Here is a 22,308-nt window from a genome sequence, read left to right as displayed (position 1 = left end):
GGGTGATTCCAATCACTCTCCGTCCCCGTCCCGCTCTCCTGCGTGCCGAGGGTCCGCCGGGCCCTCGGCCGCTCAGGCGAGGGGCTCGTCGCCCGGATCCACGCCGTTCACGTTCTCCTCGTCGTCCTCGTCGTCGGTCTCGGCCAGGACGGGGGAGGCGTGGTGGGACCAGAGCTTCCAGCCGGCGGGCGTGCGCCGGAACACGTTCGTGGCGACCACGAGCTGCCCGACCAGCGGCCCGAGTTCCGCGCCCTCCTCCGGGGCGGGTCCACCGCTGAGGATGTTCTCGGTGCAGGACACGAGCGCGGTGTCACCGGTGACGGAGACGTGCACGTCGGTGAGGAAGAACTGGATGTAGTCGGTGTTCGCCATGATCAGGGCGTACGACCTGAGGACCTCTCCGCGGCCGGTGAGCACCGGCCAGCCGGGGTGCACGCAGGAGACGACGCCGGTGTCCGCGGGGTCGTGGTACGTCTCGTCCACGCCCAGGTCGACGGGGGCCAGCCAGAGCGCGGAGACCTCGTCGAAATCACCGCGCTCCAGAGCCTCGTAGAAGGCGGTGTTGGCGGCCTCGACCTGCTCGACATCGGTATGGGGGGCGCTCACCGGTCTCCTTCCGCCCCGCGCTCGCCTTCGGCGCCCGGCGCGTGCGCTGTCCCCGGTGGCGCCTCGCGCCCGCCCCCGGAGCCCGGCGCCGTCCCCGCCGTACGCGCTCCCTCCACGGCCCGTGCCACCCGTACGGCGTCCGCGGTGGCGCGCACCTCGTGCACGCGCACCGCCCACGCGCCGGCCTGGGCGGCGAGCGCGGACACGGCGGCCGTGGCGGCGTCGCGCTCCCGGGCGGGCGGGGGCGCGCCCCCGGGTCCGGCGAGGACCCGGCCGAGGAACCGCTTGCGGGAGGCAGCGACCAGCAGGGGGTGGCCGAGAGCGCGCAGGCGGTCGAGGTGGGCGAGGAGGGCCAGGTCGTGACCGGCCTCCTTGGAGAAGCCGAGGCCGGGGTCGACGACGATGCGGTCGGGGGCGACGCCGCCCGCCAGCACGGCCTCCACGCGCGCGTGCAGCTCGTCCACGACTTCGGTGACGACGTCCTCGTAGACGCCCCCGGCGTTGCCGCCCTGGAGGAAGCCCCGCCAGTGCATGACGACGAACGGGGCGCCGGCTTCGGCGACCACCGGGATCATCGCGGGATCGGCCAGGCCGCCGCTGACGTCGTTGACGAGGGCGGCGCCGGCCGCGAGTGACTGTTCGGCGACACACGCGCGCATGGTGTCCACGGAGACGGCGACGCCCTCGGAGGCGAGGCCGCGCACCACCGGGATGACCCGCCGCAGTTCCTCCGCCTCGTCCACGCGCGTGGCCCCGGGCCGGGTGGACTCGCCGCCGACGTCGATCAGGTCCGCGCCCTCGGCCACCAGACCGAGGCCGTGTTTGACGGCGGCGGTCGTGTCGAACCAGCGGCCGCCGTCGGAGAAGGAGTCGGGGGTCACGTTCACGACCCCCATGACCGCGCACCGGTCCCATGCCGGAAGGCCGGCCACTCGGCCGCGCCCGCTGAGGTTGTTCATACGTTCAGCGTAGGCCCAGCAGGGGGCCGGGAACGCGCGGCGACCCGGGCGGACGCCCTCGTGCCGCAGGGGTGGGGCTTCCGCCCGGGCCGGTCCCATCGCCGTACTCCGTCCGGCCCGGACTCAGGCCGCCCGGACGTCCCGTTCGCCCATCGCGTGCGCGCAGGGGCGCTGGGCGGCCGTCCTGCGCCGGCGCAGGAAGCGCGGCAGCGGCAGGGCGAGGTTGACGAAACCCTCCGCCTGCATGGCGGCGAAACCGATGCGGGGCAGGTCGCCGGAGGCCCGGTAGACCACGAACCGGGGCTCCCAGCGCGGCTGGAACTTGGCGTTGAACTTGTACAGCGACTCGATCTGGAACCAGCGCGAGAGGAACACCAGCAGCCCGCGCCAGGCGCGCAGCACCGGACCGGCGCCGATCTTCTCGCCGCGCGCGAGGGCGGAGCGGAACATCGCGAAGTTCAGCGAGACCCGGGCGATGCCGAGCTTCGGTGCGTCCTGGAGGGCGGCGACGATCAGCAGTTCGTTCATGCCCGGGTCGGCGCTGCGGTCACGGCGCATCAGGTCCAGCGAGACGCCGTCCCCGCCCCAGGGCACGAAGTGCAGGATCGCCTTCAGGTCGCCGTACTCGCCCGCCGCGTCGTCGGCCTTGTGCGCGGTGGCGATCAGGCAGTCACCGTCGGACGGGTCGCCGATGCGGCCGAGCGCCATGGAGAAGCCGCGCTCGGTGTCGGTGCCCCGCCAGTCCTCCGCGGCGCGGCGGATCCGCTCCAGCTCGGCGTCGCCGACGTCACGGATACGCCGCACCCGGGTTTCGTAGCCGGCCCGCTCGATGCGCTTGACCATCTGGCGCACGTTGCGCATCGCGCGTCCGGCGAGCGAGAAATCCGCCACGTCCACCACCGCCTCGTCGCCCAGTTCCAGGGCGTCCAGGCCGGTCTCGCGGGTCCACACCTCGCCGCCCGTCTCCGAGCAGCCCATCACGGCGGGGGTCCAGGAGTGGGCCCTGGCCTCGTCCATGAAGCGTTCGATGGCGCCCGGCCACGCCTCGACGTCCCCGATGGGGTCGCCGCTGGCGAGCATCACGCCGGACACGACCCGGTAGGTGACCGCGGCCTTGCCGCTGGGCGAGAACACGACGGCCTTGTCACGGCGCAGCGCGAAGTGGCCGAGCGAGTCGCGCCGGCCGTGCTTCTCCAGGAGCGCGCGCAGCCTGCCCTCGTCCTCCTCGGTGAGGCGGGCGGCCGGGTGTTCGGGACGGAAGGCCAGGTAGATGGTGGTGACGGCGGTGATCCAGCCGAGCGCGCCGAGGGAGAAGGCGACGGTCCAGGAGGTGTTGCCCTGGTAGTCGACCGGGCCCTCGAAGCCGAACAGGCCGTAGATGACGTGCGTCAGCCGATCGGCCAGGCTCGGGTCGCCGATCGTCCGGTCGGGGTGGACGCTGACGATGACCATGCCGAGAACGAGGGAACCGGCGCTCATGAGCACGAAGTTGGCGAGCGCCCGCCACCTGCTGCGCGGGTCCGGGAGGGCGGCGAACTGGTCCCGGTGGCGCAGCAGCGGCACCAGCAGTACGAACGCGATGAGCATGCCGACGATCGAGTGCCGGTACGCGAACTGCGCCACCGCGCCCGCCGGCAGCAGCGCGACCGCCGCGCGCCACGCCCGGCGCTTGCGCCGCTTGAGTCCGTGCGCGAGCAGCAGCAACAGCACGCCCGCGCTCAGCGAGAGCGCCGCCGCGAACGGCCCGAACGAGCCCGGCAGCACCTCGGCGAGGGCGTGCATACGGCTGTGACGGAAGCGCGGGAACACACCCGCGGCAATGTCCAGGACGCCCACGAGCGCGGCGGCCCTGGCGACCAGAGCGGGGACGGCCTCGGGGCGCGGGCCGCGCAGCACTCGCCGCGCCCGGCTTGATCGACTCGGAACCTCGCCCGACATTTCCCCATCTATCCTGACAGACATCGCATCCCGTAGTTCTGCGAGAGACCTTGAACCCGGGCCCGATCGGGCATCCGGCGACATTGCGCCCTCTAGGACGGTGTCTCGGCAAGAGAGGTTCACTCCTCACCGGAAAGTCCGGTCAAAGGCCAAGGAAAGCCCCGGGCAAGCCTTCGCGACGAGCGTGGGCGGGGTACGAGCGGAAAGCGCAGGCAGGAAACAGCTCATGGGTCTCACGAGCAACAAAGTGCTGGTGCTGGCGATCGCGATCGCCGCCGGGCTGTTCGTCGGCACGGTGTGGCTGTGGCCGCGCCTCGCCCGCCGGAGCTGGCGGGCCGTAGGCGGACGGATCGGCCTGATGCTGGCCACCCAGCTGGCGCTCTTCGCGTCCGTAGGGCTCGCCACCAACCAGGCCTTCGGCTTCTACGCCAGCTGGGCGGACCTGTTCGGCAAGGAGACCGAGCAGGGGATCGTCATCGACCACTCGGCCAACGGCAGCACCGGCGGCCCCCTCCAGGTGGTCTCCACCTCCGACGTACCGGGGGTGCGCGCCGCGCGGCCCGAGACCGGCGGACAGGTGCAGAAGGTCGACATCATCGGCCGTACGACCCACATCGCCACCCCGGCGTACGTGTACCTGCCGCCGGAGTACTTCCAGCCGCAGTACCGCACGCGTACGTTCCCGGCCGCCGTGGTGCTGACCGGCTACCCCGGCACGGCGCGCTCGCTGGTGGACAAGCTGAACTACCCGCGCACGGCGCAGCAGCTGTCCAAGGACGGGCGGATGCAGCCGATGATCCTGATCATGCTGCGGCCCACCGTGGCACCGCCGCGGGACACCGAGTGCGTGGACATCCCGGGCGGGCCGCAAGCGGAAACGTTTTTCGCGAAGGATCTGCCGGACGCCGTCCTCACGCACTACCGGGCCGGCAAGCGACCGGGCAGCTGGGGCGTCATCGGTGACTCCACGGGCGGCTACTGCGCGCTCAAGCTCGCCATGCACCACCCCGGCGTGTACGCGGCCGGCGCCGGCCTCTCGCCGTACTACAGGGCGCCGATCGACCCCACGACCGGCGACCTCTTCCACGGCGACGCCGAACTGCGCAACCGGGCCGACCTGTCGTGGCTCCTCCAGCACGAGTCCGCACCGGACACGTCGCTGCTCGTGACCAGCAGCAGGGTCGGAGAGCACAACTACAACGCCACGATGAAGTTCATCGCGCGCGTGCAGGCCACGAACCTGACCCGGATCTCGTCGATCATCCTCGACAGCGGCGGGCACAACTTCAACACCTGGCGGCGCGAGATCCCGCCGTCGCTCCAGTGGCTCAGCGGGCGGCTCACCGACCGCTGAGCCCCGTGGCACCCCTGACGCCCCGTGAAGCACGCGGCATGGCTGTGTTTTTACGGGGCGGGGGCCCATGATTCGCCTACGGGCGGTAAGTTTCTGGCCATGCCACGTGGACGCCACCGCCATTCCCCGCCTCTGCACCGGCTGTTGCCTCCCTCGGCGCTCGCCGGTGTGTCCGTCATCTGCGCGCTGGGCCCCTGGGTGTCCGCCGAGGCACCGGTGGTGCGCGCGCTGGCCGCCGTGGCCGCCGTGACCGCGGTCGCCGGCGCGGTCGTGATGCGCCGCTGGGACACCCAGGCGGGCAAGCAGGTCGCCGAACTCACGCGCGCGCGTGCCGGTGACGAATGGCGGTACGAGGAACGGGTCGCCGAACTGGAGACCGACCTCGAGGAGTCCCGCGAACTGCGGGTGAAGCTGGAGCAGCGGCTCAGGGCCAAGCGCGCCGAACTGGCGGGCCTGCGCAACGAGCACGCGGCCCTCCTGCGCCGGTACGCCACGGCGGAGACCGAGCGCGCGAGCGCCCTGGAGGGACGCCGGCTGCTGGAGATCGAGGCGGTCGTGCCCGGACCGGCGCCCTCCTCCTCACCCGCCCTGCCGCCCGGCCGGAGCGCCCGGCCGGAGGCGGACCCGGGTGCCGCGGACGAGACCGGGAGCGGGGCGGCCTCCGCGGGCGCGGCCGCGCGGTACCCGGTGTTCTCCTCCGAGGGGGCGCGGCTGTACCGGCGGGCCCTGACGGCCCTGGCCCGGCTCGACCGGGAGGCAACGGGCGCCGAGCCCGACCCGGAGCCCGAGCCGGAGGCCGCCGCCGCGCCCGAGGTCGACGCGGAGGGTGAGGCCGGGACCGTGGGCGACGCGCCGCGGGCTCTCGTGGGCGAGGTGGCTCCCGCAGGTGAACCGGCGGAGGCCGTCGCCGAAGGAGAAGGCACCGCGGCAGACCCGACGGACGCCGCCATCACCGACACTGACGCCGTGCCGGCGGCCGAGGCCGCGCATCCCGCGGCGCGGCCGCCCGCCGGCCACTTCACGGTGCCCACCGCCGTGGCCGTCGCCCCGGTCGCGCCGGCGCGGCGCCCGGCGGTCGAGGGCGGCTTCGACTTCTTCGGCACCCAGAAGGACGCGCCGAAGGCAGCGCTGGACGCCGTGCAGAACGAGGATCTGGCCGACGTCGTCGGCCAGGAGGCGCTCGCCGTGCACAAGGCCGAGACCGAGTCCGGGTTCAAACCCGCCGACGCGCGGTCCCGGGGTGTCGGCCAGGTCATCGACCTGACGGCGCACGACGAGACCGAGCAGATCGACGTCCAGAGGCTGCGCGGCGCGGCCTCCTGAGTCCCCGTCAGTCCTGCGGACGCGTCAAGGCACCAGGCGCACCTGGCGAACGGGCCCGGTCCTCCCGCGGGGGGAGCCGGGCCCGACGCCGTCGTCCGGCGAAGCCGGCCGTCGGCGGCCGGTCGCCGACGCGCCGTCAGCCCGTGGTCATCCAGCGGTCCGGCAGGGCGTCCCGGCGGCCCGTGCGGGACCTCTCCGCCTGTTCCGCCAGGAGCCGCGCGGCCTCCTCGGCGCCCCGCAGCCGGGCCGTGACGGTCTTGCCGGCCCCCGTGTCCACGTGGATGTCCGCGAGCCCCCAGCGACGCTCCCAGGGGCCCTGGGTGAGCCGTACGCTCTGCACCTTGGCGTGCGGGACCAGCGAGAGCCGGCGGCGCAGCAGGCCGCTCCGGGCGGCGAACACCGTGCCGGTGACCGCGAGCCGGTGTCCGCGCCACCAGAGCGGGAGGCACCACCGCGCCCGGCGCGGCACCCGCGCCGCGTCCCGGGGCACCGTCACGCCGGGCAGCACGCGCGCGATGACGGACTCGGCGACCTCGCGCGGGGCGACGGGTATCAGCACCGAGTTGGCGGAACCGGCCACGTCCAGTTCCACCCGCACCCAGCCCGGCCGGCGCCACAGCAGCGGCTCCACGATCCGCACGGTCTGCACGCGGCCGGGCGGCACCGTCTCGTGCGCGCGATCGAGCAGCCCGTGGTCGATGCGCAGCCCGTCCGGCGACTCGCTCACCGTCCAGTCGAACTCGGTGACGAAGCGGCCCGCGCTGCGCGCGCCGGCCGCGCCGAGCAGGGGCAGGGCGGTGGCGAGGACCGTCCACACGTTGTGGGTGGCGAGCCACAGCACGGTGGGTACGACGAGCGCGCCGAGCAGCGAGACCCACGTGGCTCCCGTCAGCACCAGGGAGCCCGCGAGCACCCCTGGGGGCAGGTGCAGCAGCTCGCGCGCGGGCGCCTCGCCCACGCCGGCCGCCGTCTCGGGCGCGAAGCCCGCCGCGCGCGCGAGCAGCTCCGCGCGCAGGGCGCGCGCCTCCCGCTCGCCCAGGAAGGCCAGCTCGTCCTTGTCGTCGGCGCCGACGACATCGATCCGCAGCTTCGCGACGCCCGCCACGCGCGCGAGGAGCGGACGGGAGACGTCCACGGCCTGGATGCGCTCCAGCCGGATGTGCGCGGTGCGCCGGAACAGCAGGCCCGTACGGATGCGCAGTTCGGTCCCGGTGACCGCGAAGTGCGTGAACCACCAGGACAGGAAGCCGTAGAGCCCGGCCACCGGCACCACCACGGCGGCCCCCAGCAGCAGCATGCCACCGGTCAGCCGGACCAGCTGCTCCTGCGCGCCGCCCGGGTCGTGCACCGCCCAGCCGGCCAGTACGGCCAGCGGCGCCCAGGCCCGGCGGAAGGGCGTCACCGGATGCAGCCGGCGTTCGGCGGGGGGCGGCTGCCGCGGTATGCCGCCGCCGGATACGCCTGCGTCGTGCAGGCCGCCGTCCGGTATGCCTCCGTCTTGCAGGCCGCCGTGCAGACCGCCGCCGGCCACCGGTATGCCGCCGTCCAGACCGCCGCGGTCCACCGGTATGCCGCCGTCCGTGCCGCCGTCCGTGCCGCCGGCGTGGCCGCGGGGTGTCACAGGCCCGCCGATCGTGCCTCGCCCAGCTGGGTGAGCCGGTCGCGCAGGCGTTCCGCCTCGGCCGGGTCCAGGCCGGGGATGGTCGCGTCGGTCGCGGCGGCGGCCGTGTGCAGCTGCACGGTGGCCAGCCCGAAGCGCCGCTCCACGGGCCCGGAGGTCACCTCCACCAGCTGCATCCGCCCGTACGGCACGACCGTCTCCTCGCGCCACAGGACACCGCGGCTGATCAGCAGGTCGTCGGCGCGCTCGGCGTACCGCCACGAGCGCCAGTTGCGCCCGAGCAGGCGCCAGCACCAGGCGGCGGACATCAGGGGCAGCAGTGCCCAGGCCGCCCACGGGGGCCCCACGAGCAGCCCCAGCAGCAGCCCCGTGGCGAGCGCCAGCACCCCCGCCCACACCGCCAGCAGCATCCGGCGCACGCGCAGCAGGCCGGGCCGCAGCCCCCGCCACACCGGCTCGCCCGCCGTCGTTCCCGCGTCTTCCCGGCTCCCCGTTTCCATGGGGCCAGCGTACGTAGGGGAAACTGGGTCCATGACCCCTACGGCGGAGACCACGGTCGGGATCGGCGGCGCGGCGGAGAGCACCGACATGGTTCTCAACATCGGGCCCCAGCACCCCTCCACGCACGGTGTGCTGCGGCTCAGGCTCGTGCTGGACGGGGAGCGCATCGTGCGCGCGGAGCCGGTGATCGGCTATATGCACCGCGGCGCCGAGAAACTCTTCGAGGCCCGCGACTACCGGCAGATCATCATGCTCGCCAACCGCCACGACTGGCTGTCGGCGTTCTCCAACGAGCTGGGCGTGGTCCTCGCCGTGGAGCGGATGCTCGGCATGGAGGTCCCCGAACGGGCGGTGTGGACGCGCACCCTGCTCGCCGAGCTGAACCGGGTGCTGAACCACCTCATGTTCCTCGGCTCCTACCCACTGGAGCTCGGCGGTATCACCCCGGTGTTCTACGCGTTCCGGGAGCGCGAGGTGATCCAGAACGTGATGGAGGAGGTCTCCGGCGGACGCGTGCACTACATGTTCAACCGCGTCGGCGGCCTCAAGGAGGACCTGCCCGCCGGATGGGCCGCACGCGCGCGTGCGGCCGTCGCCGCCGTGCGTTCGCGCATGGACGTCTTCGACGACCTGGTGCTCGGCAACGAGATCTTCCGGGGACGCACGCGCGGGGTCGGGGCGCTGGCGCCCGAGACGGTGCACGCCTACGGCGTGAGCGGTCCCGTCGCGCGCGGCTCGGGCGTCGACTTCGACCTGCGCCGCGACGAGCCGTACCTGGCCTACGGCGACCTCCAGGACGTCCTGAAGGTCGTCACCCGCGCCGAGGGCGACTGCCTCGCCCGCTTCGAGGTCCTGCTGGAGCAGACCCACAACGCGCTGGACCTCGCCGACGCGTGTCTGGACCGGCTCGCGGAGCTGCCGCCCGGGCCGGTCAACCAGCGGCTGCCGAAGGTGCTGAAGGCACCCGAGGGGCACACGTACGCGTGGACGGAGAACCCGCTCGGCCTCAACGGCTACTACCTCGTCAGCAAGGGCGAGAAGACCCCCTACCGGCTGAAGCTGCGCTCGGCGTCGTACAACAACATCCAGGTGCTGACCGAGCTGCTGCCGGGGACGCTGGTGGCGGACATGGTGGCGATCCTGGGGTCGATGTTCTTCGTGGTCGGCGACATCGACAAGTAGGCCGCCCGGGGCCCACGGTCAGCGGGGGCCGCCCGGGTCCAGGGGGTCCGGGATGCCGACCGGCTGGAGCAGCCACCCGAAGTCGCCGAGACCGCCCGGGGCGGTCAGCTCGGCGGCCTCGCCGGCGCCCGCCAGGGCGCTCACATAGGCGGCGGGGTCCGTGGAAGCCAGCGCGAGCGGGGGGCGTGCGCCGGTGATGTCCAGGGCGCGCAGCGCGGCGCGTTGCGTGAGCAGGCGCGCGGCACCCGGAACGCGCGCCGTTCCGCCGGCCCCCTGCGCCGTGCGGGGCAGCGCCCGCTCCGGCCGGGCGGACCCGGGCGCCGCCGCGCACGCGTCCAGGGCGACGTGTGCCGTGATGTCGCAGGACCCGTCCGGCACGGGCGTCGTCCCGCGGCCCTCCCGGAAACCGGTGAGCGTCCCGAACGGGGGGCGCGTGCGAACGGTGTGCGCGTAGTCCACGGCCACCGCGAGCCCCGCGGCCACCCGGTCCACCGCCGACGCCCAGGCCCGGTCCCGGGGCAGCCCGATCTCCGCCCGCAGTCCCTCCTCGGCCGGCAGCGGCCACCAGCGTGCGAGCCAGTCGGCGTCCGGGCCCGTCACGGGCTCGCCGAGCCGCTCGGAGCCGTCCGCCGCGACCAGCACCAGCCGGGGCACGCCGGCGCCGTCCACCTCGGCGACGTCCACGGGTACGTTGTCCAGCCACTCGTTGGCGAACAGCAGCCCGGTGACCGCCTCGGGGAGGTCGTGCCGCCAAATGACGCGGGGGTCCAGGCCGGCCGGGCGGCCGGCGATCTCGACGGCGTACGCACGCGCGCGTGCCGCCACCCCGGGCGGCAGCGCGGCGAGCACCCCGGTGACCAGTTCCCCCCGCCCGGCGCCCAGGTCGACGAAGTCCAGTACCGCGGGCCGCCCCAGGGCCTCGTCGACCCGGCACAGCAGCCGGGCCACCGCCCGCGCGAACAGCGGGGAGGCGTGCACGGACGTACGGAAGTGGCCCGCCGGGCCCTCGGGGCGCCGGTAGAAGCCCCCGGGCCCGTACAGCGCCGCCTCGGCCGCCGAGCGCCAGCCGCGCGGGCCGCGGTCCTCGCGCGGCTCCGCTGCCGTCGTCCCGTCCGTCTCGTCCGCCACCGGAACAGACTAGGCGCACAGATGATCAGGTTCTCCACCTTGCGGAGTACGCGTGCCGGGTCCGGATCGGCCCTCCGGTTGACCCCCGCGCACATCCGGTTTACCTACTCTGGGTTACGTGCAGCGCCTCTACGACTTCCTCCGCCGCCACCCGACCTGGGTCGACGCCTTCTGGGCCGTCGCCCTGTTCGGGCTGTCCGGCCTGAGCGTGGTCAGCCTCGACGGGGTGCAAGGTCACCACGGAACGCTCTTCGTGGGGATGGCCGTGTCCGCCGTCCTGTGTGCCGTCGTGGCGCTGCGCCGCCGTTTCCCGGAGCCCATGCTGCTGGTCGCCCTGGTGACCGGGCTGGCCCAGCTGGTGCTGGACGTCGAGACGGCCGTCGCCGACTTCGCCATGCTGGTGATCACCTACACGGTGGCGGCGGTCGGCGAGCGCTGGGCCTCCCGGCTCGCGCTCGTCGTCAGCCTCTTTGCGGCGGCCCTCGCCCAGATCCGCTGGCCGGCCGAGCACACCGGCTTCCTCGGGCAGATCGCCATAGTGGTCTTCCAGACGGTGCCCTTCGCCCTGGCCTGGGTGCTCGGCGACTCCATGCGCACCCGGCGCGCGTACTTCGCCCAGCTGGAGGAGCGCGCGACGCGGCTGGAGAAGGAGCGCGAGGCCCAGTCGAAGGTCGCGGTCGCCGCCGAGCGCGCCCGGATCGCGCGCGAGCTGCACGACGTCGTCGCCCACAACGTGTCCGTGATGGTGGTGCAGGCCGACGGCGCCGCCTACGTCATGGACGCCGCGCCCGACCAGGCCCGCAAGGCCCTGGAGACGATCTCGTCCACCGGCCGCCAGGCCCTGGCCGAGATGCGCCGCCTGCTGGGCGTGCTGCGCACCGGGGAGCACCAGGAGAGCGGCGAATACGTGCCGCAGCCCGACGTCGAGCAGATCGACGACCTGGTCGAGCAGTGCCGCACCTCCGGCCTGCCCGTCGACTTCCGGGTGGAGGGGACGCCGCGCCCGCTGCCCAGCGGGGTGGAGCTGACCGCGTACCGGATCGTGCAGGAGGCGCTCACCAACACGCGCAAGCACGGCGGTCCCCACGCGGGCGCGAGCGTCCGGCTGGTCTACTTCGACGACGGTCTCGGCCTGCTGGTCGAGGACGACGGCAAGGGCGCCCCGCACGAGCTGTACGAGGAGGGTGGTGCGGACGGGCGGGGACACGGCCTGATCGGTATGCGCGAGCGGGTCGGCATGGTCGGTGGCACGCTGGACGCCGGCCCGCGCCCGGGCGGAGGATTCCGGATCAGCGCCCTGCTGCCGCTGAAACCGGCGCACTGAAGACACGGAAGAGGACCCGATGACGATCCGCGTGATGCTCGTCGACGACCAGGTGCTGCTGCGCACCGGGTTCCGGATGGTGCTCGCCGCCCAGCCGGACATGGAAGTCGTCGCGGAGGCGGGCGACGGCGTGGAGGCCCTCCAGGTGCTGCGGTCCGCCGCCGTGGACGTCGTCCTGATGGACGTCCGCATGCCGAAGCTGGACGGCGTGGAGGCCACCCGGCGGATCTGCTCGGAGCCGGACGCGCCGAAGGTGCTCATCCTGACCACGTTCGACCTGGACGAGTACGCCTTCTCGGGCCTGAAGTCGGGCGCTTCGGGCTTCATGCTCAAGGACGTGCCGCCCGGCGACCTGCTGGCGGCCATCCGTGCCGTGCACAGCGGTGACGCGGTCGTGGCGCCCTCCACCACCAGGCGCCTGCTGGACCGCTTCGCGCCGCTGCTGCCCTCCGCCGGGAACGCCCCCCGGCACAAGGAGCTGGAGCGGCTCACCGAGCGGGAACGCGAGGTGATGCTGCTGGTCGCGCAGGGCCTGTCCAACGGTGAGATCGCGGCCCGGCTGGTGCTGAGCGAGGCGACGGTGAAGACCCACGTGGGCCGCATCCTGACCAAGCTCGGCCTGCGCGACCGCGTACAGGTGGTCGTCCTGGCGTACGAGACGGGCCTGGTGCGCGCGGGCGGCCACGGCTGACGCCGTCCCACCGGGCGGGCCTCAGCGCAGGACGCCCTCGATGAAGTCGCTGCCCAGCCGGGCCACCGCCGACAGGTCCAGCTGGTGCTGGACGTACCGGCCGCGGCGGCAGCCGCTGATCAGCCCCGCCTTCTTGAGCACCGTCAGGTGGCGGGATATCTCGGGCGCCGACATGCCGTGCGCGTCGGCCAGCTCGCTCGTGGTGTGCGGGGCCCGCGCGAGATGCCGGCACAGCCGCATCCGCACCGGGTGGGCCAGCGCCTCCATGCGGCGGGTGAGCTGCTCGACGGACGGGGCCTGCGCACGTGAGCCGCTCGCCGGGTAGGTGATCGAGGGCTGCCAGCCGTACCGGTGCAGGACCATCACGTGCGGCCAGCCGAGGCTGGTCGGCACCAGCACCAGGCGGCCGTCGCCCGTGGCGGCATGGCCCACCAGCAGCTTGTCCACCGTGATCAGGCCGGCCTCCTCGTCCAGCGAGATCGCGCCGGACAAGGACGCCAGGGCCTCCCCGAGCCCCTTGCGGCGCAGCAGGTCCGTCTTGTGCCGGGCGTCCGCGGCCAGCTGGGGATGGACGCGGGCCCAGGCCTCGGCGAAGAAGGCCTCGTCGCAGTCGAGCATCAGCTGCCGGAACCAGGCGCGGACGACCGGGGGATCGGTCAGCAGGCGGCGCGTGAACCGCTCCTGGACGGCGCCGCGCGCGGCGGCCAGCTCCAGGGAGCGCCGGCGCAGCTGCGGGTCGTCCAGCGGGCCCGGTTCCTTGAGGTCGTAGCGCAGCTGGCAGGTGAACTCCAGGGCGGCGTTGACGAACTGCTCGTCCGTCAGCGTGTCCAGCTGGTCCAGCTCCTCGGTGAGCGTGGCCCCGGGGAGCGCGTGGCCGCCCGGAACGCCGGCGAACGGCGCGAAGATGTCCGAGAACGTCGTGCGCCACAGGAAGTCCGCCTCGCACAGCCGGTCCGCCAGGCAGGGGTCCAGCCGGGAGGAGACGGCGGTGGCCCAGCCCCGCAGGTCCGGGTGGTGGCCGGGTTCGCTGAGCGCGTGCAGCGCCATCCCGAGCTCGGCGAGGGGGGAGGGCACGACGGAGACCCTCGCCCACCTCTCGGCCGCGTTCGGGCCGGAGGCGTCCCCGTCGGTGGCCAGCCCGGTGATGTCGATGGTCACGCTCATGCCCCCATCGTGCACCGTGCCACCGGCAGTGCCCCGTCGGATTGACGGCAACCGTCAATCCACGGGACATCGGTCCGGGGCCGGAGCAGTCTGGGGACACACCGGGGCAGCCACTGAGCCGATCGGTCACCGAGCGGTCGGTGATCGGCCGACGACACGTCGGCGCGCAGTCGGTGATTGCCTCGACCCACGCATCCCGAGAAGGCGGCCGCCATGAGCATCACCCAGCAGTACCTCCTCGACAGCTACCGCGCCCGTCTGCACGGCGAGCCCGAGCCGCCCGCGCCGGGCCGCGGCGAACTCGGTCTGCTCCGCGAACTGAGCGACCACCGGCGCTTCAGCGCGGTCGTCGCCGAGCGCCCGGCGCACGGACGGCTGCGCAGCGCCCTGGACCGCTGGCTGCGTCCGCGCGCACTGTGACCCACGCGCCGCACCGGATCTCCTCGCACGGACGCTACGGCAGCCGCGCCACGAACTCCGCGACCGCCGCCCGCACGTCCTGCGCCGTCCACTCCAGCCCGGCCTCGTCGACCGTGACCTCCGTGAACGCGAGCCCGGGACCGGCCGGTTCCCAGCCGTTGGCGAACAGCAGCACCGAGGTCTCCTCCGCCTGGCGCACCGCCGCCTCCGCCGCTACGTCCGCGTCGTGCGGCAGCCAGACCTGGAACTGGTGGATGTGCGGTTCCTCCGGGTGGACGCGCGACCAGGGCGACCCCGCGGCCGCGAACCCCTCGCGCAGCGCGGCGGCCACCACGCGCGCGTGGCGCACGTACTCGGGCAGCCGCGGCAGCTTCCGGTCGAGGCCGGCGAGCGCCGACAGCACGGTCGGGAACTGCTGCACGATCATCCCGCCGTACCGGTGCCGCCACGCCCTGGCCTCCTCGATCAGCGTCCGCGGGCCGGCGACGACGGCACCGCCGAACGCGCCGAGGGACTTGTAGAACGACACGTAGACCGTGTCGGCGAGGCCGGCGATCTCCGCGAGCGGGCGGCCGAAGTGGACGGTGGACTCCCACAGGCGCGCGCCGTCGAAGTGCACCACCGCGTCGCGCTCGCGCGCCGCCTCGACGACCTCCGTCAGCTCCTCCCAGGTGGGCAGCACGAAACCGGCATCCCTGAGGGGCAGTTCCAGCATGAGCGTGCCGAAGGGCTCTTCGAAGTCGCGTACCTCGTCGGCCGTGGGCAGCCGGGGCTCGGTGGTCACCTGGACCGGACGCAGGCCGCTCACCTCGCGGAAGGCGTTCCGTTCATGCCGTTCCGGATGGGCGAGCGGGTGCAGGGCGACCGTGGGCGAACCGGTGCGGACGGCCCAGCAGCGCAGGGCGACCTGCTGGGCCATCGTGCCCGTCGGGAAGAACGCGGCGGCCTCCGTGCCGAGCAGGGCGGCGACCCGCTCCTCCAGGTGCGCGACGATCCGGTCGCCGTAGATGTCGGCCGGCTCGTCCAGATCGTAGACCTCGGGGGCCGTCTCCATCAGGTACGCCAGCCGTTCGCCGATCGTGTCCCGCAGGCCGGGACGCGACAGCACACGTGCCGTCCGGTGGACGGCCGCCCGCCGCTGCCGCACCGACCGCTCGCCGCCCTGCTCCGCCGCATCGTCCATGTGCGCGATGATGCCGTGCCGCACCCGCGCGAGCACCCCGTTTTCACCGCCGCCGGCCGGCGCGGTGGCGTAGGGCGACCCACAGCCTGTGGACAACCGGCCGCCGTTCGCCGGATAGCGTTAACATGACGAGAAATCGTCCGGTACCCAGAGCGGACTGGAACGGGAAGGCCGCCGTCGCGTGAGTACAGTCCACCAGCCAGACCTCAGGGACCGCCCCGCGCGGCTCACCGTCGGCGTCGTCGGCGCCGGCCGCGTGGGCCCCGCGCTGGCCGCGTCCCTCCAGCTCGCCGGGCACCGCCCGGTGGCCGTCTCGGGAGTTTCCGACGCCTCCCGGAGGCGCGCCGGGGCCCTGCTCCCGGACGTGCCCCTGGTGCCGCCCGCCGAGGTCCTCCGGCGTGCCGACCTGGTGCTGCTCACGGTCCCCGACGACGCCCTGCCCGGCCTGGTCGCGGGCCTGGCCGAGACCGGCGCGGTACGGCCGGGCCAGCTGCTCGTGCACACCTCCGGGCGGTATGGCGCGAAGGTGCTCGATCCGGCCGTGCGCGCGGGCGCCCTGCCGCTGGCCCTGCACCCGGCGATGACCTTCACCGGCACGCCCGTGGACGTCCAGCGCCTCGCGGGCTGTTCCTTCGGTGTCACCGCCCCCGAGCAGCTGCGGCTGGCCGCCGAGGCCCTGGTGATCGAGATGGGCGGCGAGCCGGAGTGGATCAGCGAGGAGAACCGCCCGCTCTACCACGCGGCCCTGGCCCTCGGTGCCAACCACCTGGTGACCCTGGTCGCGCAGTCCATGGAGCTGCTGCGCACGGCCGGCGTGGCGGCGCCCGACCGGATGCTCGGCCCGCTGCTCGGCGCCGCCCTGGACAACGCCCTGCGCTCCGGTGACGCGGCCCTGACCGGGCCCGTCGCGCGCGGGGACGCCGGCACGGTCGCCGCGCACGTCACCGAGCTGCGCAAGCACGCCCCGCAGGCGGTGGCGGGCTACCTGGCGATGGCCCGGGCGACGGCCGACCGGGCCCTGGCGCACGGTCTGCTCAAGCCGGAACTGGCCGAGGATCTCCTCGGGGTACTCGCCGACGGGAGCCCCGGAGCCCCCGGAGCCCCGGGGAGCCCCGGACCCGGTGGCGCCCGCGGCCCGGGCGGCCCAGGGGGCACGGACGGCGCCGACGGGACGAACGGCTCCGACGGGACGAACGGCACCGAAGGCACTGACGGCTCCGGCGGGACGAACGGCACCGAAGGCACTGACGGCTCGACCGGTATCGAGGGGAACGACCGATGACCACCGCCCTGCTCAGCACCGCAGGAGAGCTGCACGCGCGGGTGCGCCGCGGCCGTCGTGCCGTCGTGATGACCATGGGCGCCCTGCACGAGGGCCACGCGACCCTGATCCGCACCGCGCGCGAGATCGCCGGCCCGGACGGCGAGGTCGTCGTCACGGTGTTCGTGAACCCGTTGCAGTTCGGCGCGGGCGAGGACCTCGACCGCTACCCCCGCACCCTCGACGCCGACCTCGCGCTGGCCGGGCGGTCCGGCGCCGACGCCGTGTTCGCGCCCTCCGTGGACGAGGTCTACCCGGGCGGCGAACCCCAGGTGCGTGTCTCCGCCGGCCCCATGGGCGAGCGGCTGGAAGGCGGTTCGCGGCCCGGGCACTTCGACGGCATGCTCACCGTCGTCGCCAAGCTGCTGCACCTCACCCGCCCCGACGTCGCCCTGTTCGGGCAGAAGGACGCCCAGCAGCTGGCCCTGATCCGGCGCATGGTGCGGGACCTGAACTTCGGCGTCGACATCGTCGCCGTACCGACCGTGCGGGAGGAGGACGGGCTCGCCCTGTCCAGCCGCAACCGCTACCTCTCACCGCCGGAGCGGCGTACCGCGCTCGCGCTGTCCCGCGCCCTGTTCGCGGGCCGGGACCGGCACGCGGCGCAGGAGGCACTGTGCGCGCGGGCCCGGGAAGTGCCCTCCACGCACGCGCGTGCCGAGGCGCTGAGCGCCCTGGGAGAGTCGCGAGCGGCGGCCGACGCACACGCGGTGGCCACGGCCGCGCCCGGCGGCCCGGCGGCCGTCCGTGGCGCCGCCCGCCAGGTGCTGGACGACGCCGCCCGCCTCGAACCGCCGCTCCGGCTGGACTACCTCGCCCTGGTCGATCCCGCCGACTTCACGGAGATCGCCGACGACTTCACCGGCGAGGCCGTCCTCGCCGTCGCCGCCCGGGTCGGCACGACCCGGCTGATCGACAACCTCCCCCTCACCTTCGGAGCCGCCTCGTGACCAGCACAGGCATACGACTGCACGCACCCGCGCCCGGCTGGGCGCTCTCCGCGGACGTGGTCGTCGTCGGGTCCGGAGTGGCCGGCCTGACCGCGGCACTGCGCTGCGAGGCCGCCGGGCTCAGCACGGTCGTCGTCACCAAGGCCCGCCTGGACGACGGCTCGACCCGCTGGGCGCAGGGCGGCATCGCCGCCGCCCTCGGCGAGGGCGACACCCCTGAGCAGCACCTTCAGGACACCCTGGTGGCGGGCGCGGGCCTGTGCGACGAGGAGGCCGTACGCATCCTCGTCACCGAGGGCCCCGACGCGGTACGGCGGCTCATCGACACCGGCGCCCACTTCGACGAGTCCGCCGAAGGGCGGCTGGAACTCACCCGCGAGGGCGGCCACCACCGCCGCCGCATCGCGCACGCGGGCGGCGACGCGACCGGCGCGGAGATCTCCCGGGCGCTCGTGGAGGCCGTCCGCGCGCGTGGGCTGCGCACCGTCGAGAACGCGCTGGTACTGGACCTGCTGACCGACGCCGAGGGCCGCACGGCCGGCGTCACCCTGCACGTGATGGGCGAGGGCCAGCACGACGGCGTGGGCGCCGTGCACGCCCCCGCCGTCGTCCTCGCGACCGGCGGCATGGGCCAGGTGTTCTCCGCGACCACCAACCCGCCGGTGTCGACCGGTGACGGTGTGGCGCTGGCGCTGCGCGCGGGCGCGGAGGTCAGCGACCTGGAGTTCGTGCAGTTCCACCCGACCGTGCTGTTCCTCGGCACGGACGCCGAGGGCCAGCAGCCGCTGGTCTCCGAGGCGGTCCGCGGCGAGGGCGCCCACCTGGTCGACGGCGACGGCGTGCGCTTCATGGTGGGGCAGCACGAACTGGCCGAACTGGCGCCCCGGGACATCGTCGCCAAGGGCATCACGCGGCGGATGCAGGAGCGGGGCGCCGAGCACATGTTCCTCGACGCCCGGCACTTCGGCGCCGAGATGTGGGAGCACCGCTTCCCGACCATCCTGGCCGCCTGCCGGGCCAACGGGATCGACCCGGTCACCGAGCCCGTCCCGATCGCCCCGGCCGCCCACTACGCCTCCGGAGGCGTCCGCACCGACGCCCACGGCCGGACGACCGTGCCCGGCCTGTACGCGTGCGGCGAGGTCGCGTGCACCGGCGTGCACGGCGCCAACCGGCTCGCCTCGAACTCGCTCCTCGAAGGGCTCGTGTACGCCGAGCGGATCGCCGCCGACATCGCCGCCGCACACGCGGACGACGGCCTGCGCGCGCGCGTGCCCGCACCGGTCCCGCACCCCGGCAGGCCCGCGCACCCGCTGCTCGCCCCGGAGAGCCGGTTCGCGATCCAGCGGATCATGACCGGCGGCGCCGGCGTGCTGCGCTCGGAGGAGTCCCTGGCCCGGGCCGCGGACCAGCTCCAGGACCTGCACAGCCAGGCCCGGGACGCGCTGGAGGAGAACGGCAAGACCGCCGAGCCCGGCGTGGACACCTGGGAGGCGACGAACCTCCTGTGCGTGGCCCGGGTCCTGGTCGCCGCGGCCCTGCTGCGCGAGGAGACCCGCGGCTGCCACTGGCGCGAGGACCGGCCCGAGCGCGACGACACCACCTGGCGGCGCCACATCGTCGTACGGCTCAATCCCGACCGGTCGCTGGCCGTACGCACCACCGCCACCGCAGACTTCCCCCCGATCCGGCCCGACCAGCGTCCCCAGGAGCAGTGACAGACGTGAGCACCGACGACCTTCCCCTCGCCCCGACCGGCGGCTGCGGTGACGGCTGCGCCTGCGGCGCCGAGGGCGACGAGGAGTATCCGGAGTGCGGGCTCGACCCCGCGCTCGCCGAGCTGCTGGCCGCCGCGGGACTCGACCCCCTCGAGGTCGAGGACATCGCCAACGTCGCCGTCCAGGAGGACCTGGACGGCGGCGTGGACGTGACGACCGTCGCGACCATCCCCGAGGAGGCGGTGGCCACCGCCGACTTCACCGCGCGTGAGGCCGGTGTCGTGGCCGGCCTGCGGGTCGCCGAGGCCGTGCTCTCCGTGGTCTGCACGGACGAGTTCGAGGTCGAGCGGCACGTGGAGGACGGCGAGCGGATCGAGGCCGGGCAGAAGCTGCTGTCGGTCACCACGCGCACGCGTGACCTGCTCACCGGCGAGCGGAGCGCGCTGAACATCCTGTGCCGGCTGTCCGGCATCGCGACCGCCACGCGCGCGTGGGCGGACGCGCTGGAGGGCACCGGGGCGCGCGTGCGGGACACCCGCAAGACCACCCCGGGCCTGCGCTCCCTGGAGAAGTTCGCCGTCCGCTGCGGCGGGGGCCTCAACCACCGCATGTCGCTCTCGGACGCGGCCCTGGTCAAGGACAACCACGTGGTCGCCGCCGGCGGCGTCGCCCAAGCCTTCGAGGCCGTACGGGAGGCGTTCCCGGAGGTGCCCATCGAGGTCGAGGTCGACACCCTGCACCAGCTGCGCGAGGTCGTGGACGCGGGCGCCGACCTCATCCTGCTGGACAACTTCACGCCCGGCGAGTGCGAGGAGGCCGTCGCCATCGCCGGCGGCCGGGCGCTGCTGGAGGCCTCCGGCCGGCTGACGCTCGGCAACGCGCGCGCGTACGCCGAGACCGGCGTGGACTTCCTGGCCGTCGGCGCGCTCACCCATTCCTCGCCGATCCTGGACATCGGCCTGGACCTGCGCGAGGCGGAGTAACGGCCATGCTGCTCACGATCGACGTCGGCAACACGCACACCGTCCTCGGACTGTTCGACGGCGAGGACATCGTCGAGCACTGGCGCATCTCCACGGACGCGCGCCGCACGGCGGACGAGCTGGCGGTGCTGCTCCAGGGCCTGATGGGCATGCACCCGCTGCTCGGCGACGAGCTGGGCGACGGCATCGACGGCATCGCGATCTGCGCGACCGTCCCGTCGGTCCTGCACGAGCTGCGCGAGGTCACGCGGCGGTACTACGGCGACGTCCCGGCCGTGCTGGTCGAGCCGGGCGTGAAGACGGGCGTGCCGATCCTCACCGACAACCCCAAGGAGGTCGGCGCGGACCGGATCATCAACGCGGTCGCGGCCGTCGAGCTGTACGGCGGCCCGGCGATCGTCGTCGACTTCGGTACGGCGACCACGTTCGACGCGGTCTCCGCGCGCGGGGAGTACGTCGGCGGCGTCATCGCGCCCGGTATCGAGATCTCCGTGGAGGCGCTCGGCGTCAAGGGCGCGCAGCTGCGCAAGATCGAGGTGGCCCGGCCGCGCAGCGTGATCGGCAAGAACACCGTCGAAGCCATGCAGTCGGGCATCGTCTACGGGTTCGCCGGGCAGGTCGACGGGGTGGTCGGCCGGATGGCGCGGGAGCTGGCCGACGACCCGGACGACGTCACGGTGATCGCCACGGGCGGGCTGGCGCCGATGGTGCTGGGGGAGTCCTCGGTGATCGACGAGCACCAGCCCTGGCTGACGCTGATCGGGCTGCGGCTGGTCTACGAGCGGAACGTGTCGCGGCTGTGAGACGCGGCCGGTGCCCTGGCGGGTGCCGGCCCCGCGCGTGACCCCGGACGGGGGAAGCCGGGAGCGACACGCGCCGGAACAACGTTCCGATCCGTCGCTTTTGTCCGATTAGCGATAGCGTCGCCGCATGCCCACGCCATACGGATCCCGCGGCGGCATGGCGTTCGGCGCGGAGGAGCTGCGTGTGCTCCGTCGCGCCCTCGCCCTCGCCCTCCACCCCGGCCACGCCTCCGCCGAGGACGTGCAGGACTGCTTCCGCCTCGCCGAGGCGCTCGACGAGGCGATGTGCGAAGGGGCCAGGCTGCGCGACTTCCTGGTGGCCGACCTGGGGAGGTACCGGGCCGCGTTGCCGGGCACCGCCGCCGGCTACCTCGCCCTCCTGGAGGAGGTCCTGGGCGCCGGGTACCGGCCCGTGCCGGACGACCTCGCCGCGCTGCGGGCACTGCGCGGGAACCCGGTGGCGGCGGCGCTGCTGGACCGCTGCCGGACGCTGGCCGAGCAGGACGTGCGAGCCCGGTTCGCCCAGGGCGCCCGCAAGGTGCCGGCGCCCGCGGTCCCGTCCGCGCGGACGCGTCTGCTGGCCCTCGCGGGCGGCGCGGGGGAGCCTGGCGCGCGGAGCGCGGCGACGCGGGCCGAGGAGCCCGCCACGCCCGCGCCGGAACCCGCGCCGAAGCCCGCCCCCGCCCCCGCCCCCGGGGAGCGGCCCGCGGCGCCCCAGCCGCCGAAGCGGCCCGTCCCCACGCCGGGAGAGGTCTTCCCGCGCCGCAAGCCGGCTGAACCCCGGGAGCTGGCCGCGGGCTGACACCACCGTCCGGCCCCACCCGTGCCGCGGCGCGCCGGGGGGCCCACCCCGCGGCCGTCCGGCCGGGATCCGTGGCTACCCTGGTGGCATGGACTACGTCTCCGCGCTCGTGCCTCCGGTCGTCATGGCCGCGTTCTTCATCGGTGTGGTCAGGGTGATCGTGAAGACCCAGGGCGGGGCCGCCAAGGCCAAGGAGGACGCGGCCGTCGACGCCGCCCTCGCGCGCGTGGAGAGTGCCCGCCGGGCCCCCGCCGCCGGCGACGCCTGAGCGACGGGCCCTTCTCCGCCCGAGACGGCGGCGGGCCGCCGCGCGCCCTGCCCCAGCCATGCCGTACGT

Annotated in this window: 21 protein-coding genes; 13 read left to right on the top strand and 8 right to left on the bottom strand. The window is 74.4% G+C overall.

The window, feature by feature from the left end:
• Window positions 1-72: 72 nt before the first annotated feature.
• From ACGFT1_RS08580 to ACGFT1_RS08570, 3 genes are all read right to left on the bottom strand, one after another.
• On the bottom strand, window positions 73-606 hold the full coding sequence (locus tag ACGFT1_RS08580) for a nuclear transport factor 2 family protein (RefSeq protein WP_373908297.1): 534 nt from the start codon (window positions 604-606) through the stop codon (window positions 73-75).
• Window positions 603-1,565 (bottom strand): dihydropteroate synthase, encoded by a 963-nt coding sequence (gene folP, locus ACGFT1_RS08575; RefSeq protein ID WP_373908296.1) that lies wholly within the window; start codon window positions 1,563-1,565, stop codon window positions 603-605. Before folP ends, ACGFT1_RS08580 begins: the two co-directional genes overlap by 4 nt.
• A 123-nt stretch (window positions 1,566-1,688) precedes the next feature.
• Window positions 1,689-3,503 (bottom strand): phosphatidylglycerol lysyltransferase domain-containing protein, encoded by a 1,815-nt coding sequence (locus ACGFT1_RS08570; RefSeq protein ID WP_373908295.1) that lies wholly within the window; start codon window positions 3,501-3,503, stop codon window positions 1,689-1,691.
• A gap of 226 nt (window positions 3,504-3,729) precedes the next feature.
• Here ACGFT1_RS08570 and ACGFT1_RS08565 point away from each other — a divergent pair, with 226 nt between their 5' ends.
• Together ACGFT1_RS08565 and ACGFT1_RS08560 are read left to right on the top strand one after the other, a co-directional pair.
• Window positions 3,730-4,857, top strand: a complete 1,128-nt coding sequence (locus ACGFT1_RS08565) for an alpha/beta hydrolase (RefSeq protein ID WP_373908294.1) — start codon at window positions 3,730-3,732, stop codon at window positions 4,855-4,857.
• Between the two features lie 99 nt (window positions 4,858-4,956).
• Window positions 4,957-6,180, top strand: a complete 1,224-nt coding sequence (locus ACGFT1_RS08560; RefSeq protein ID WP_373908293.1) for a hypothetical protein — start codon at window positions 4,957-4,959, stop codon at window positions 6,178-6,180.
• Window positions 6,181-6,316: 136 nt separating this feature from the next.
• On the opposite strand, the gene ACGFT1_RS08555 is transcribed toward ACGFT1_RS08560, so the two are convergent.
• Both ACGFT1_RS08555 and ACGFT1_RS08550 read right to left on the bottom strand, forming a co-directional pair.
• Complete coding sequence (locus tag ACGFT1_RS08555; RefSeq protein ID WP_373908740.1) at window positions 6,317-7,654, bottom strand: PH domain-containing protein; 1,338 nt, start codon at window positions 7,652-7,654, stop codon at window positions 6,317-6,319.
• Between the two features lie 143 nt (window positions 7,655-7,797).
• The gene (locus ACGFT1_RS08550; RefSeq protein ID WP_373908292.1) at window positions 7,798-8,301 is read right to left on the bottom strand and encodes a PH domain-containing protein; all 504 of its coding nucleotides are present in this window, start codon (window positions 8,299-8,301) and stop codon (window positions 7,798-7,800) included.
• Between the two features lie 31 nt (window positions 8,302-8,332).
• Here ACGFT1_RS08550 and ACGFT1_RS08545 point away from each other — a divergent pair, with 31 nt between their 5' ends.
• On the top strand, window positions 8,333-9,484 hold the full coding sequence (locus ACGFT1_RS08545; RefSeq protein ID WP_356825632.1) for an NADH-quinone oxidoreductase subunit D: 1,152 nt from the start codon (window positions 8,333-8,335) through the stop codon (window positions 9,482-9,484).
• A gap of 18 nt (window positions 9,485-9,502) precedes the next feature.
• On the opposite strand, the gene ACGFT1_RS08540 is transcribed toward ACGFT1_RS08545, so the two are convergent.
• Entirely contained in the window at window positions 9,503-10,612 is a 1,110-nt protein-coding gene (locus ACGFT1_RS08540; protein ID WP_373908291.1) for an SAM-dependent methyltransferase, read from the bottom strand.
• Between the two features lie 118 nt (window positions 10,613-10,730).
• Here ACGFT1_RS08540 and ACGFT1_RS08535 point away from each other — a divergent pair, with 118 nt between their 5' ends.
• Window positions 10,731-11,936 (top strand): sensor histidine kinase, encoded by a 1,206-nt coding sequence (locus ACGFT1_RS08535; protein WP_373908290.1) that lies wholly within the window; start codon window positions 10,731-10,733, stop codon window positions 11,934-11,936.
• Between the two features lie 19 nt (window positions 11,937-11,955).
• Window positions 11,956-12,627, top strand: a complete 672-nt coding sequence (locus ACGFT1_RS08530) for a response regulator (RefSeq protein ID WP_373908289.1) — start codon at window positions 11,956-11,958, stop codon at window positions 12,625-12,627.
• Between the two features lie 21 nt (window positions 12,628-12,648).
• On the opposite strand, the gene ACGFT1_RS08525 is transcribed toward ACGFT1_RS08530, so the two are convergent.
• Window positions 12,649-13,791, bottom strand: coding sequence for a DUF5937 family protein (locus ACGFT1_RS08525; protein WP_373908288.1), 1,143 nt, complete (start codon window positions 13,789-13,791; stop codon window positions 12,649-12,651).
• Between the two features lie 213 nt (window positions 13,792-14,004).
• Between ACGFT1_RS08525 and ACGFT1_RS08520 the strand changes: the two genes are divergently transcribed.
• Window positions 14,005-14,211: a hypothetical protein gene (locus ACGFT1_RS08520; RefSeq protein WP_373908287.1), complete on the top strand. Its 207-nt coding sequence runs from the start codon at window positions 14,005-14,007 to the stop codon at window positions 14,209-14,211.
• A 34-nt stretch (window positions 14,212-14,245) separates the two neighbouring features.
• On the opposite strand, the gene ACGFT1_RS08515 is transcribed toward ACGFT1_RS08520, so the two are convergent.
• Window positions 14,246-15,394 (bottom strand): low specificity L-threonine aldolase, encoded by a 1,149-nt coding sequence (locus ACGFT1_RS08515; RefSeq protein WP_373908286.1) that lies wholly within the window; start codon window positions 15,392-15,394, stop codon window positions 14,246-14,248.
• Window positions 15,395-15,575: 181 nt separating this feature from the next.
• Here ACGFT1_RS08515 and ACGFT1_RS08510 point away from each other — a divergent pair, with 181 nt between their 5' ends.
• The 7 genes from ACGFT1_RS08510 to ACGFT1_RS08480 all read left to right on the top strand — a co-directional run bounded on the left by ACGFT1_RS08510 (window position 15,576) and on the right by ACGFT1_RS08480 (window position 22,239).
• The gene (locus ACGFT1_RS08510; RefSeq protein WP_373908285.1) at window positions 15,576-16,676 is read left to right on the top strand and encodes a Rossmann-like and DUF2520 domain-containing protein; all 1,101 of its coding nucleotides are present in this window, start codon (window positions 15,576-15,578) and stop codon (window positions 16,674-16,676) included.
• Window positions 16,673-17,665, top strand: coding sequence for a pantoate--beta-alanine ligase (gene panC / locus ACGFT1_RS08505; RefSeq protein WP_373908284.1), 993 nt, complete (start codon window positions 16,673-16,675; stop codon window positions 17,663-17,665). The genes ACGFT1_RS08510 and panC overlap by 4 nt, the downstream gene beginning before the upstream one ends.
• Window positions 17,662-19,383 carry an L-aspartate oxidase gene (locus ACGFT1_RS08500; RefSeq protein WP_373908283.1) on the top strand — a complete coding sequence of 574 codons (1,722 nt, stop codon included), beginning with the start codon at window positions 17,662-17,664 and terminating at the stop codon, window positions 19,381-19,383. Before panC ends, ACGFT1_RS08500 begins: the two co-directional genes overlap by 4 nt.
• Window positions 19,384-19,388: 5 nt before the next feature.
• A complete protein-coding gene (nadC, locus tag ACGFT1_RS08495) occupies window positions 19,389-20,366 on the top strand; it encodes a carboxylating nicotinate-nucleotide diphosphorylase (protein WP_373908282.1) in 978 nt (325 codons plus the stop codon).
• Window positions 20,367-20,371: 5 nt separating this feature from the next.
• Complete coding sequence (locus ACGFT1_RS08490) at window positions 20,372-21,169, top strand: type III pantothenate kinase (RefSeq protein ID WP_356825654.1); 798 nt, start codon at window positions 20,372-20,374, stop codon at window positions 21,167-21,169.
• A 157-nt stretch (window positions 21,170-21,326) separates the two neighbouring features.
• Entirely contained in the window at window positions 21,327-21,971 is a 645-nt protein-coding gene (locus ACGFT1_RS08485; RefSeq protein ID WP_373908739.1) for a hypothetical protein, read from the top strand.
• 88 nt (window positions 21,972-22,059) lie between these two features.
• Complete coding sequence (locus ACGFT1_RS08480) at window positions 22,060-22,239, top strand: hypothetical protein (RefSeq protein ID WP_373908281.1); 180 nt, start codon at window positions 22,060-22,062, stop codon at window positions 22,237-22,239.
• Window positions 22,240-22,308: the final 69 nt, after the last annotated feature.

Source organism: Streptomyces sp. Y20 (assembly GCF_043195475.1).
In the GTDB taxonomy this organism is placed as follows: domain Bacteria; phylum Actinomycetota; class Actinomycetes; order Streptomycetales; family Streptomycetaceae; genus Streptomyces.
This window is presented reverse-complemented; position numbering and strand designations above follow the sequence as displayed.

What these genes read in the sequence shown, in the direction of transcription:
- ACGFT1_RS08570 (WP_373908295.1), bottom strand. Translation starts at nt 3,503, where the DNA reads ATGTCGGGCGAGGTTCCGAGTCGATCAAGCCGGGCGCGGCGAGTGCTG.
- ACGFT1_RS08515 (WP_373908286.1), bottom strand. Translation starts at nt 15,394, where the DNA reads ATGGACGATGCGGCGGAGCAGGGCGGCGAGCGGTCGGTGCGGCAGCGG.
- folP (WP_373908296.1), bottom strand. Translation starts at nt 1,565, where the DNA reads ATGAACAACCTCAGCGGGCGCGGCCGAGTGGCCGGCCTTCCGGCATGG.
- ACGFT1_RS08550 (WP_373908292.1), bottom strand. Translation starts at nt 8,301, where the DNA reads ATGGAAACGGGGAGCCGGGAAGACGCGGGAACGACGGCGGGCGAGCCG.
- ACGFT1_RS08565 (WP_373908294.1), top strand. Translation starts at nt 3,730, where the DNA reads ATGGGTCTCACGAGCAACAAAGTGCTGGTGCTGGCGATCGCGATCGCC.
- ACGFT1_RS08480 (WP_373908281.1), top strand. Translation starts at nt 22,060, where the DNA reads ATGGACTACGTCTCCGCGCTCGTGCCTCCGGTCGTCATGGCCGCGTTC.
- ACGFT1_RS08490 (WP_356825654.1), top strand. Translation starts at nt 20,372, where the DNA reads ATGCTGCTCACGATCGACGTCGGCAACACGCACACCGTCCTCGGACTG.
- ACGFT1_RS08560 (WP_373908293.1), top strand. Translation starts at nt 4,957, where the DNA reads ATGCCACGTGGACGCCACCGCCATTCCCCGCCTCTGCACCGGCTGTTG.
- ACGFT1_RS08520 (WP_373908287.1), top strand. Translation starts at nt 14,005, where the DNA reads ATGAGCATCACCCAGCAGTACCTCCTCGACAGCTACCGCGCCCGTCTG.
- ACGFT1_RS08525 (WP_373908288.1), bottom strand. Translation starts at nt 13,791, where the DNA reads ATGAGCGTGACCATCGACATCACCGGGCTGGCCACCGACGGGGACGCC.
- ACGFT1_RS08545 (WP_356825632.1), top strand. Translation starts at nt 8,333, where the DNA reads ATGACCCCTACGGCGGAGACCACGGTCGGGATCGGCGGCGCGGCGGAG.
- panC (WP_373908284.1), top strand. Translation starts at nt 16,673, where the DNA reads ATGACCACCGCCCTGCTCAGCACCGCAGGAGAGCTGCACGCGCGGGTG.
- ACGFT1_RS08485 (WP_373908739.1), top strand. Translation starts at nt 21,327, where the DNA reads ATGGCGTTCGGCGCGGAGGAGCTGCGTGTGCTCCGTCGCGCCCTCGCC.
- ACGFT1_RS08530 (WP_373908289.1), top strand. Translation starts at nt 11,956, where the DNA reads ATGACGATCCGCGTGATGCTCGTCGACGACCAGGTGCTGCTGCGCACC.